Origin of the sequence: Burkholderia sp. ABCPW 11, assembly GCF_001523445.1 — a bacterium.
In the GTDB taxonomy this organism is placed as follows: domain Bacteria; phylum Pseudomonadota; class Gammaproteobacteria; order Burkholderiales; family Burkholderiaceae; genus Burkholderia.
Window position 1 is genome coordinate 106,603 of sequence record NZ_LOVM01000017.1, and the last position, 10,757, is coordinate 117,359.

Consider the following 10,757-nt stretch of genomic DNA (forward strand, 5'->3'; position numbering starts at 1 on the left):
CGTACGCGGCAACGGGTTGCATCAGTTTTCTTCTTCGAGCCAGCAGGTGTCGTGCTGCGCGAGCATCGCGCTCGACGCGGCCGGCCCCCACGTGCCCGCCGCGTACGGCTTCGGCGGCTTCAGCGTGCGCGCCCATTCGTTCAGGATCGGCTCGACCCACTGCCATGCGGCTTCCTGTTCGTCGCGACGCACGAAGAGGGCGAGCCGGCCGTTGATCACGTCGAGCAGCAGGCGCTGGTACGCCTCCATCTGCCCTTCCTTGAAGAACTGGTCGAACGCGAGGTCGAGGTGCACGCTCGCGAGATTCATCCCTTCGCCCGGCTGCTTCGCGAGGCAGTACAGGCGGATCGTCTCGTTCGGCTGCAGCCGGATCACGAGACGGTTCGCACCGGGGCGCAGCGCGGAGGCCCCGAGCGCCGAGTGCGGCACCGGGCGGAAGTTGACGACGATCTCCGCGACGCGGTCGGCCAGACGCTTGCCGGTGCGCAGGAAGAACGGCACGCCGGCCCAGCGCCAGTTCTCGATCTCGACCTTCAGCGCGACGAAGGTTTCGGTCTGGCTGTCGGGCTTCACGCCCGGCTCGGTCGCGTAGGCCGGCACCTGCACGCCCTTGATCACGCCCGCATGATACTGGCCGCGCACCGCGACCTTGCCGATGTCGCGCGGATCGACCGGCTTCAGCGCACGCAGCACGCGCAGCTTCTCGTCGCGCACCGAGTCGGAATCCATCGAGTGCGGCGGCTCCATCGCGACGATCGACAGCAACTGCAACAAGTGGTTCTGCACCATGTCGCGCAGCGCGCCCGTATTGTCGTAGAAATCGCCGCGCGCTTCGACGCCGAGCTCCTCGGCGATCGTGATCTGGATGCTCTCGACCCATTCGCGGCGCCACAGCGGCTCGAACAGCGCGTTGCCGAAGCGCAGCGCGAGCAGGTTCTGTACCGGCTCCTTGCCGAGGTAGTGGTCGATCCGGTAGATCTGGCCTTCCGCGAAGATCTCGCCGACCGCGTCGTTGATCGCGTTCGACGACTTCAGGTCGTAGCCGAGCGGCTTCTCGAGCACGATGCGCGAGCCTTCGTTCAGGCCGACCGACGCGAGCGCCTTGCAGATCGGCACGAACAGCGACGGGCCCGTCGCGAGGTAGAACACGCGGATGCCGGGCAGATGCGCGATCGCGTCGCGCAGCACGACGTAGTCCTCCGCGCGGCCGAGATCGAGGTTCACGTATTCGATGCGCTCGAGGAACGACTTCCAGGCGCTTTCGTCGAACGCGTTGCCGGCTGCCTTCGCCGCATGCGGTTTCACGTGCGTGTCGACCCACTCGAGATAGTGGGCCCGGTCCGATTCGTGTCGCGCGACGGCGATGATCCGGCCGCCTTCCGCGAGCATGTTGCCGCGGTGCGCTTCGAACAGCGCGGGCAGGATCTTGCGCATCGACAAATCGCCGGTGCCGCCGAAAAGTACGAAGGTAAAGCTGGAATCGGTATGCATGTGTCTCCGCCGTGTTGGGGTGCTGGGAAGCGATCCGTAGTGCGATAAAAATATTTTTGACACTGAATTGTAGTTTAACTACAATCCGCCGCAAGGGGTAGCACCTGGGTGAAGAAAAAAAGAAGTGCGGTCGGTGAGCTGCGCGAGCTTCGCTTCCGGGAACGCCTTGTGCCGAATGTTATCGGACATTGACGAAGCGCATCGTCCGCGCGCCGTCGAGCCCCGGGCTCGTGCCGCATCGCGGCGGGCCAGAAACACAAAGAGGAGACACGCCGTTGAATCTCGATTCACGCTTTCTGTAAGAGCCCGGCCGGTCATCGGCCCGTACGCTGCATGCGTCCCGCGGCTCGATTTCCCCGTCGTTATCAAGAAGCCGGTTCCCGGTCAGGGAACTTCACGAGTTGATTCAGTCTGGAGGAGATAAGTAATGAAAGTTCGCTCGATCATGGGCGCGCTCTGCGCCGCAGGCCTGATGGCTGGCGCCGTGGCGGCGCAGGCAGCCGAAAACGTAACCGTGCTGCACTGGTGGACCTCGGGCGGCGAGTCGAAGGCCGTCGGCGTGCTGAAGGACGACGTGCAGAAGCAGGGCTACGTGTGGAAGGACTTCGCGGTCGCGGGCGGCGCCGGCGCTGCGGCGATGACCGCGCTGAAGACCAAGGTGATCAGTGGCGACGCGCCGTCGGCCGCGCAGATCAAGGGCCCGCTGATCCAGGACTGGGCCGACCAGGGCGTGCTCGTCAACATCGATTCGGCCGCCGGCGACTGGAAGCAGAACCTGCCGCCGGAAATCGACAAGATCATCAAGTACAAGGGCCACACCGTCGCCGCGCCGTTCTCGGTGCACCGCGTCAACTGGCTGTACATCAACAAGGCCGCGCTCGACAAGGTCGGCGCGAAGGTGCCGACCACCTGGCCCGAATTCTTCGCGGTGGCCGACAAGCTGAAGGCCGCGGGCATCCAGCCGATCGCGATGGGCGGCCAGCCGTGGCAGGACCTGACGCTGTGGGAAGACGTCGTGCTGTCGCAGGGCCCGGCGTTCTACAAGAAGGCGCTGGTCGATCTCGACCAGGCGACGCTGACGTCGCCGCAGATGCTGTCGGTGTTCGACACGGTACGCAAGATCCAGGGCTACTTCGACACCGGCCGTAACGGCCGCGACTGGAACCTCGCGACCGCGATGGTCATCAACGGCAAGGCCGGCATGCAGTTCATGGGCGACTGGGCGAAGGGCGAGTTCGAGAACGCCGGCAAGAAGTCGGGCAAGGACTATATCTGCGCGCCGGTGCCGGGCACGGCGAACGCATACACGTTCAACGTCGATTCGTTCGTGTTCTTCCAGCAGAAGGGCGAGAAGAACGCGACGCCGGGCCAGCTCGCGCTCGCGAAGACGATCATGACGCCGGACTTCCAGGAGCAGTTCAGCCTGCTGAAGGGCTCGGTGCCGGTGCGTCTCGGCGTGAAGATGGACAAGTTCGACGACTGCGCGAAGAAGTCGTATGCCGACGAGCAGACCGCGATCAAGTCGGGCGGTTTCGTACCGTCGCTCGCGCACGGCATGGCGCAAGGCGACGCGACCGCCGGCGCGATCACGGACGTCGTGACGAAGTTCATGAACTCGCAGCAGGATTCGAAGAGCGCGGTCGCCGCGCTCGCGAAGGCCGCGAAGGTCAAGTAACGCGCGCCAGGCGCCCGGCCGGAAACGCTTCGTCGGCCGGGCGTTTTTGCATGTGCAGCAAACGGGCTCGCCCGCGGGCTCGTGCCGTACCCGGCGCCGGCCCGGCCTGCGCCGCCCTCGTTCCAGGAGTCGAATCAAGTGGCTGCCCCTCTTAGCGGAAACGGATCCGGCGCTGCCGCCGCACGGCGTACGTCGCCGATGTCGGCCTTCGCCGATCGCTGGATCCCGAAGCTCGTGCTCGCGCCGAGCGTCGCGATCGCCGTGGTGTTCATCTACGGCTTCATCCTGATTACCGGCTATCTGTCGCTGACCAATTCGCGGCTGTTGCCCAACTACGAATTCGACGGCTTCGGCCGTTACACGGACCTGTTCCAGAACGACGTGTGGTGGACTTCCGCCGCGAACCTCGGCTGGTTCGGGATCCCGTTCATCGCGATCTGCGTCGCGCTCGGGCTGTTCCTCGCGATCCTGCTCGATCAGCGGATCCGCAACGAAGGCGCGCTGCGCGCGATCTTCCTGTACCCGATGGCGCTGTCGTTCATCGTCACCGGCACCGCGTGGCAGTGGATCCTGAACCCGGGGCTCGGCCTCGAGAAGGTGATGCACGACTGGGGCTGGACGAGCTTCTCGTTCGGCTGGCTCGACGATCCGGACAAGGCGATCTTCTGCGTGGTGATCGCGGCCGTGTGGCAGTCGACCGGCTTCGTGATGGCGCTGTTTCTCGCGGGGCTGCGCGGCGTCGACGGCGAGATCTTCAAGGCCGCGCAGGTCGACGGCGCGACGCTGCCGACCATCTACCGCAAGATCGTGATCCCGAGCATGCGGCCGGTGTTCTTCTCGGTGCTGCTGATCCTCTGCCACATCACGATCAAGACCTTCGACCTCGTCGTCGCGCTGACGGCAGGCGGCCCGGGCACGTCGTCGTCGCTGCCGGCCATGTTCATGTACACGTTTTCGTTCAATCGCGGCCAGCTGGGCTTGGGCGCGGCGTCCTCGGTGATGATGCTCGCGACCGTGGTCGCGGTGCTGGTGCCGCTGATGTATATGGAATCGAGGAGCACCCGCAATGCAGCCTAAGATGACGATCAGCCGGGCGGTGATCTATGCGGCACTGATCCTGTTCGCGCTGTATTTCCTGTTCCCGATCTACGTGATGCTGTCGACGTCGTTCAAGGACCTCGACCAGTTGCGCACCGGCAACCTGCTGACGCCGCCCACCACGTGGACCGTCGACCCGTGGGTGAAGGCATGGAGCGGCGCCTGCACCGGCGTGCGCTGCGACGGGATGAAGCCGTTCTTCCTGAACTCGCTGCAGATGGTGATTCCGGCCGTGCTGATCTCGTCGCTGATCGGCGCGTTCAACGGCTACGTGCTCACCCACTGGCGCTTTCGCGGCGCGGACGCGCTGTTCACGATGATGCTGGTCGGCTGCTTCATCCCGTTCCAGGTGATCCTGCTGCCGATGGCGCGCCTGCAGGGGATGCTCGGCCTCGCCAACACGATTCCGGGCCTCGTGTTCGTGCACGTCGTGTACGGGATCGCGTTCACGACGATGTTCTTCCGCAACTTCTACGTGAGCGTGCCGGCCGAACTCGTGAAGGCCGCGCGCATCGACGGCGCGGGCTTCTTCACGATCTTCACGAAGATCCTGCTGCCGGTGTCGCTGCCGATCTTCATGGTGTGCCTGATCTGGCAATTCACGCAGATCTGGAACGACTTCCTGTTCGGGATCGTGTTCTCCGGCGTCGATTCGATGCCGATCACGGTGGCGCTGAACAACCTCGTCAACACGTCGACGGGCGTGAAGGAATACAACGTCGACATGGCCGGCGCGATCATCGCCGCGCTGCCGACGCTGCTCGTCTACATCGTCGCCGGCCGCTACTTCGTGCGCGGGCTGACGGCGGGCGCGGTGAAGGGGTAAGCGCGGCTTTATCCGATACGACGAACCGGCCGCGCAGGACGCGCGGCGCATCGAAACGAACCCGACGCGGCGCCGGAGCGCGCCGCGCGAGACGAGACAGAGGATTCACAGCATGGCAAGCCTTTCCATCCGTGACGTGTACAAGACCTACCCGAACGGGGTGCCGGTCCTGAAGGGTGTCGACATCGAGATCGAGGACGGACAGTTCCTGATCCTGGTCGGCGGCTCGGGCTGCGGGAAGTCGACGCTGCTCAACATGATCGCCGGCCTCGAGACCGTGACGAGCGGCGAGATCTGCATCGACGGCAAGGTCGTCAACGACCTGTCGCCGAAGGATCGCGACATCGCGATGGTGTTCCAGTCGTACGCGCTGTATCCGTCGATGACGGTGCGCGAGAACATCTCGTTCGGGCTGAACATCCGCAAGGTACCGAAGAACGAGCAGCAGCAGATCGTCGAGCGCGTGTCGCAGATGCTGCAGATCCAGCATCTGCTCGACCGCAAGCCGGGGCAACTGTCGGGCGGTCAGCGCCAGCGCGTCGCGATGGGCCGCGCGCTCGCACGCGATCCGTCGCTGTTCCTGTTCGACGAACCGCTGTCGAACCTCGACGCGAAGCTGCGCATCGAGATGCGCGCGGAAATCAAGCTGCTGCACCAGCGCCTCGGCACGACGATCGTCTACGTGACGCACGACCAGATCGAGGCGATGACGCTCGGCGATCGCATCGCGGTGATGAAGGACGGTGTCGTCCAGCAGTTCGGCGCGCCGCAGGAGATCTACGATTCGCCGTCGAACCTGTTCGTCGCGGGCTTCATCGGTGCGCCGCCGATGAACTTCATCAACGGCCGCCTGGTCGAGCAGGGCAGCGGGATCGCGCTCGAGATCGACACGGGCCTCGCGCGCAGCGCGCTGCTCCTGCCGTTCGACGCGGCGAAGCTGAAGTCGCACGTCGGCCGCGAAGTGATTCTCGGGCTGCGTCCGGAGCGCATCACCGATGCGCGCAGCGCGCACAACGGCGAGGCGTCGCGGCTGCAGCCGATCGACGTGCGCGTCGACGTGACCGAGCCGACCGGCCCCGACACGCACGTGTTCGCGCAAGTGAACGGCAAGCGGATCGTGAGCCGCGTGCATCCGGCCGCGAACCCGCAGCCGGGGCAGACGCAGTCGCTGCTGTTCGACGTGTCGAAGGCGGTGCTGTTCGATCCGGCGTCGGAAGAGCGGATCGCGTGAGGTAAGCGGGATCGAGGCGTCGACGACGCGTCCGGATCATCGTTCGATCCGGATGCCGTCGATTGCCGCGATTCATGAGCGTAGCGGATTTGTCCCAGCAGGTGCCTGGCCCGCGCGCCCAGATAGTCGACGGAGGCAGTTACGGACTCGGCAATGACAAGAAGTACGAACCGATCGCGTGCATGAGTGGCATGAACAGAAGGCACGCGAAGACGGCCAGAAAATAAAACATCGAGCGGCGGACGGCGGAAAACAGGCCGGCCACGGCTACGACCAGACAAATGGTCGCGAGTGTACCGAACAGGTCGCTATCTGCGATTACCGAAAAGAACGCACGCATCCCAACCTCGGCATTACTGATTGAATGCAGCGAAATTCCAGCGATACAGTTGGAATTGCTTTAGAAAGTCCTTCACTTCGGCGCCTGTGGTCTCGTTTCTGTAGTCCCACCCTTCCTCGCCGCGTGTGTAGCACCCGTTTTCGACGCCCATACCGGCATAACTGGCGCTTTGCGGATCTGCGCGATTGTGGCCGAATATCCTCATGATCGTCGTGAACGGACGCACGATCACACCGCTCGAATTTCCCTGCATGATCGAAACGGAAGAGGGCGAGGTGTTCGTGACCAACTGAACATGATGCCCGATGCCTGCGCGATCGTTGGCCTGTACCAGCATGTCTCCAGGCAGGAGCGGCTCGGCCGTTGAAAGTCGTACTGTATTCGAATCGGTGCGTTGTGTGTCCGGTGCGCCGAAAGTCAACGACACCATCTCGGCGAAACCGTACATCGTCGAATCGTATCGCTGGTGTTCCGATTCTCCGTAGACCTCCTCGTTTCGATAACTGCGTACACCGGTGGTCAACTTGAGCGGCAATCCGCGCAGGGCGGCGAACTGGACAAGCAACCGTAACGCGAAGTCCTCGCATGTAAATCGATTCGTGCGCGTGCTGCCGTTGCGGTCCCAGTACGTTTCCGTCTGCAGTTGTTTTGCCAGTTGTGGAACTGCGCGCTGGTATTCGGCGGCGTCGGCGTCGGTCCATGTGCGGACCGTTTTCCAGAATGTTTTGAATCGGACGGTGATGGGCTTCGGCGACGGATTGTTTGTCGGCGTGGTCTTGCGTGCTGCGATCCGTTTGTATCGATTGCCTTCAGGAGAAACGTGGACGCGTTCGAGCATGGCTATTCCGCGAGATAAATCATGATTTTTTCGGCATGTGAAGTGGACGCGAGCAGGTGCGTTTGTCCATGCGCGTCCGTTCGTCCGTATTCAAATGCCCCGGTGTCTCGCTGCAATGCATAGGCGATGTCGCGCAGAGGGGCACCGTCGGCGTCCCGAAGAACGAAGCAATCGTTATAGACGAGCTGGGGTGCTGCCGTGACCGTATCGGTTGTGACGAGTTCGGATTTCGTCCGGAGGTCGCAATTCGAAGCGCTTATTTTCCATCGACGGCCGTATCGGGAAATGATGCGGGGAGGGCGCTCGCAGCGACATCGGATCCAATCGTTGCTCAGGGCTTGAACTCGTCCCGCAGAAGTGAAGTCGCGCAATCGCTTTTTGCTCGGCGCGCCGGGGGCGGCTTCAATTGTCCCGACGCTCTCGCATGTGCTGCACCACGCGCGTTGTCCGACGAACGTGATTTTCCGGCGTTTGCCGTCGTCACCTACGATCGTTCCGCACTTACCGCCATCGAGGACGTAGCCGCCGCTGTCCAGCGGATCGTCTTCAACTACCGCGTAAAAAATAGTCATCCCAGTCCACTCGTTCGCGTTTGTTGGGCGGAACGTAACACGGCACTGTGGGGAGTGAAAGGGAAATGTAAATAATTGTGTCCGATAGATCGCGTGTTTTTGGATCACCGGCGTGTGGCGACGAGAGCCCGTTTCGACGTCCCTCGTGACTCAAACGATGCTCGGATTCAATGCGGCAACCGCACGTCGAACTTGAACGTCGCGAGCCGTGCGACGAGGATGAAGCCGGTCGCGAGCAGCACGCTGTACACCGAGTCGAACTGCAGCCACACGAGCAGCAGGTAGAACCAGCAGCCGACGAACGCGCAGGTCGCGTACGGCCGCGAATCGCGCAGGATCAGCGGGATGTCGTTGCACAGCACGTCGCGGACGATCCCGCCGACCACGCCGGTAATCACGCCCATCATCACCGCGATGAAGCGCGGCATCTCGGCGTCGAGCGCGATCGCCGTGCCCGAGATGCTGAAGATGCCGAGCCCGATCGCATCGGCGATCAGCAGCAGCCGTTCGGCCGACAGCCGCGACAGCATCCGCAGCACGAACGGCGCGAACAGCGCGAGCACGAAGATCGCGATCACGTAGTCGTCGTGCACGACCCAGTAGAACGGCCGGCGCTCGAGCAGGATGTCGCGCAGCGTGCCGCCGCCGAATGCGGTCGCGAGCGCGACGACGAACGTGCCGACCGAGTCGAGGCGGTTCTTGCGTGCCTCGATGAACCCCGAAATCGCGAAAGCCAGCGTGGCGATCGCCTCCAGTACCGCGATCGCGAGCGTCAGCCTAGGATGCGGCACGCGGCCCCCGGTCGGCCGGCGCCGCGTGCGGCTGCAGCAGCACCAGCACCGCGCCCGCGCCGCCGTCGTGGCCGCGGGCCTCGCAGAATGCGATCACCTCTTCCTTCTGCACGAGCCATGCGCGCACCTTGCCCTTCAGCACGGGCTCCTTGCCGATCGAGCCGAGTCCCTTGCCGTGGATCACGCGCAGGCAGCGCAGCCCCTTCTTGCCGGCTTCGCGGATGAATTCGGCGAGCGCATCGCGCGCTTCGTCGCGCCGCATGCCGTGCAGGTCGATCTGCGCCTGCACGATCCATGCGCCGCTCCTCAGCTTGCGCACCACCTCGCGGCTGATGCCGGGGCGGTGGTAGTACAGCGATTCGTCGCTGTCGAGCAGCGTCTCCGGATCGAATTCGTCCGACAGCGTCGCGTTCAGCACGGCTTCCTCGTCGCGCTGCGTCTGTTTCGGCACCGGGTCGGGCGGCATGCGGCCGGACGACGCGCGCGGCGGCGCGTTCAGCGGCCGGATCGCGCCGATTTCGTTGCGGAACAGGTTCGCGTCGGCTTCCGCCTTGCGCTCGGCCTTCGCGGCTTCGATACGCGCGCGTTCGCGACGATCGGCTTCGCCTTGCAGCGACTTACGCAACGCACCGAGGCCCGCGAGGCCCTGGCCGCGCAACGCGGCCGCATCGGGCGCGGGCGGCGGCGCCTCGGGCGCCGGGGTCACGGGACGGGCAGCGATCTTCCGCTTCGCGGGATCGCTCGGATGGGGCTGGTTCTTCGCCATGATTCGGTAACGGGGCAGGCGCGTTCGGGCGCGCGGGCACAAAAAAGCCGCTGCGCGGCGGCAGCGGCTTTCCGGTCGAGCCCGCTTCGCGGCAGCGGACGCCATTGTAGCGTCCGGCGCGGCAACGCTCCCGGCTTACTTCTTGTCGTGCAGGCTTTCCAGGTAGCGCTGCGCATCGAGCGCGGCCATGCAGCCCGTGCCCGCGCTGGTGATCGCCTGGCGGTACACGTTGTCCTGCACGTCGCCCGCGGCGAACACGCCCGGCACGCTCGTCGACGTCGCGTTGCCTTGCAGGCCGCTCTTCGTCAGGATGTAGCCGTCCTTCATCTCCAGCTGGCCCTGGAAGAGGTCGGTGTTCGGCTTGTGGCCGATCGCGACGAACACGCCCTGCACGTGCAGGTCTTCCGTCGCGCCGGTCTTCACGTTCTTGATGCGCAGGCCCGTGACGCCCGATTCCTCGCCCGTCACCTCGTCGAGCACGTGATCCCACTTGATGTCGACGACGCCTTCCTTTTGCTTCTCCAGCAGGCGGTCGATCAGGATCGGCTCCGCGCGGAACTTGTCGCGGCGATGGATCACCGTGACCTTCTTCGCGATGCCGGTCAGGTAGAGCGCTTCCTCGACGGCCGTGTTGCCGCCGCCGATCACCGCGACTTCCTGGCCGCGATAGAAGAAGCCGTCGCAGGTCGCGCAGGCCGACACGCCCTTGCCCATGAACGCTTCCTCGGACGGCAGGCCGAGATACTGCGCCGACGCGCCGGTCGCGATGATCAGCGAGTCGCACGTGTATTCGCCCGAGTCGCCGATCAGGCGGATCGGCTGCTCGTGCAGCTTCGCGGTATGGATGTGGTCGAAGACGATTTCGGTGTTGAAGCGCTCGGCATGCTCGAGAAAGCGCGCCATCAGCTCCGGACCCTGCACGCCGTTCGCGTCGGCCGGCCAGTTTTCGACGTCGGTCGTGGTCATCAGCTGGCCGCCCTGCGCGATGCCGGTGATCAGCACCGGCGACAGGTTGGCGCGTGCCGCGTAGACGGCGGCCGTGTAGCCGGCGGGGCCGGAACCGAGAATCAGGACTTTGGCGTGTTTGGGCGTGGACATGTGCGAATCCGTAAAAGGCGGCCGCGGCGGG

The 10,757-nt window shown here is 64.5% G+C and carries 11 protein-coding genes; 5 read left to right on the forward strand and 6 right to left on the reverse strand.

Annotation, left to right across the window (positions count from 1 at the left end; genetic code table 11):
- Positions 1–21: 21 nt before the first annotated feature.
- Positions 22–1,491, reverse strand: coding sequence for a glucose-6-phosphate dehydrogenase (gene zwf, locus WS61_RS07585; RefSeq protein ID WP_059499907.1), 1,470 nt, complete (start codon positions 1,489–1,491; stop codon positions 22–24).
- 427 nt (positions 1,492–1,918) lie between these two features.
- Between zwf and WS61_RS07590 the strand changes: the two genes are divergently transcribed.
- The 5 genes from WS61_RS07590 (at position 1,919) to WS61_RS34765 (ending at position 6,685) form a co-directional block, all read left to right on the forward strand.
- Positions 1,919–3,166 (forward strand): ABC transporter substrate-binding protein, encoded by a 1,248-nt coding sequence (locus WS61_RS07590; RefSeq protein ID WP_059499908.1) that lies wholly within the window; start codon positions 1,919–1,921, stop codon positions 3,164–3,166.
- Positions 3,167–3,304: 138 nt separating this feature from the next.
- Positions 3,305–4,243, forward strand: coding sequence for a carbohydrate ABC transporter permease (locus WS61_RS07595; protein ID WP_059499909.1), 939 nt, complete (start codon positions 3,305–3,307; stop codon positions 4,241–4,243).
- Complete coding sequence (locus tag WS61_RS07600) at positions 4,233–5,090, forward strand: carbohydrate ABC transporter permease (RefSeq protein ID WP_011544828.1); 858 nt, start codon at positions 4,233–4,235, stop codon at positions 5,088–5,090. Before WS61_RS07595 ends, WS61_RS07600 begins: the two co-directional genes overlap by 11 nt.
- A 112-nt stretch (positions 5,091–5,202) precedes the next feature.
- Positions 5,203–6,321, forward strand: coding sequence for an ABC transporter ATP-binding protein (locus WS61_RS07605; protein ID WP_059499910.1), 1,119 nt, complete (start codon positions 5,203–5,205; stop codon positions 6,319–6,321).
- Between the two features lie 178 nt (positions 6,322–6,499).
- Complete coding sequence (locus WS61_RS34765; RefSeq protein ID WP_157692698.1) at positions 6,500–6,685, forward strand: hypothetical protein; 186 nt, start codon at positions 6,500–6,502, stop codon at positions 6,683–6,685.
- On the opposite strand, the gene WS61_RS34770 is transcribed toward WS61_RS34765, so the two are convergent.
- From WS61_RS34770 to trxB, 5 genes are all read right to left on the reverse strand, one after another.
- Positions 6,675–7,499 carry a hypothetical protein gene (locus tag WS61_RS34770; RefSeq protein ID WP_157692699.1) on the reverse strand — a complete coding sequence of 275 codons (825 nt, stop codon included), beginning with the start codon at positions 7,497–7,499 and terminating at the stop codon, positions 6,675–6,677. The genes WS61_RS34765 and WS61_RS34770 overlap by 11 nt on opposite strands.
- A gap of 2 nt (positions 7,500–7,501) precedes the next feature.
- A complete protein-coding gene (locus WS61_RS34775; RefSeq protein WP_157692700.1) occupies positions 7,502–8,071 on the reverse strand; it encodes a hypothetical protein in 570 nt (189 codons plus the stop codon).
- 167 nt (positions 8,072–8,238) lie between these two features.
- Positions 8,239–8,862: a trimeric intracellular cation channel family protein gene (locus tag WS61_RS07620; RefSeq protein ID WP_006491172.1), complete on the reverse strand. Its 624-nt coding sequence runs from the start codon at positions 8,860–8,862 to the stop codon at positions 8,239–8,241.
- Positions 8,849–9,628, reverse strand: a complete 780-nt coding sequence (locus tag WS61_RS07625) for a Smr/MutS family protein (RefSeq protein ID WP_034206656.1) — start codon at positions 9,626–9,628, stop codon at positions 8,849–8,851. Before WS61_RS07625 ends, WS61_RS07620 begins: the two co-directional genes overlap by 14 nt.
- Before the next feature lie 135 nt (positions 9,629–9,763).
- On the reverse strand, positions 9,764–10,726 hold the full coding sequence (gene trxB, locus WS61_RS07630) for a thioredoxin-disulfide reductase (RefSeq protein ID WP_059499913.1): 963 nt from the start codon (positions 10,724–10,726) through the stop codon (positions 9,764–9,766).
- Positions 10,727–10,757: the final 31 nt, after the last annotated feature.

Excerpts from the sequence above, each read along its gene's own strand:
- WS61_RS34770 (WP_157692699.1), bottom strand. The coding sequence starts at position 7,499 with ATGCTCGAACGCGTCCACGTTTCTCCTGAAGGCAATCGATACAAACGG.
- WS61_RS07605 (WP_059499910.1), top strand. The coding sequence starts at position 5,203 with ATGGCAAGCCTTTCCATCCGTGACGTGTACAAGACCTACCCGAACGGG.
- trxB (WP_059499913.1), bottom strand. The coding sequence starts at position 10,726 with ATGTCCACGCCCAAACACGCCAAAGTCCTGATTCTCGGTTCCGGCCCC.
- zwf (WP_059499907.1), bottom strand. The coding sequence starts at position 1,491 with ATGCATACCGATTCCAGCTTTACCTTCGTACTTTTCGGCGGCACCGGC.
- WS61_RS07590 (WP_059499908.1), top strand. The coding sequence starts at position 1,919 with ATGAAAGTTCGCTCGATCATGGGCGCGCTCTGCGCCGCAGGCCTGATG.
- WS61_RS34775 (WP_157692700.1), bottom strand. The coding sequence starts at position 8,071 with ATGACTATTTTTTACGCGGTAGTTGAAGACGATCCGCTGGACAGCGGC.
- WS61_RS07625 (WP_034206656.1), bottom strand. The coding sequence starts at position 9,628 with ATGGCGAAGAACCAGCCCCATCCGAGCGATCCCGCGAAGCGGAAGATC.
- WS61_RS07600 (WP_011544828.1), top strand. The coding sequence starts at position 4,233 with ATGCAGCCTAAGATGACGATCAGCCGGGCGGTGATCTATGCGGCACTG.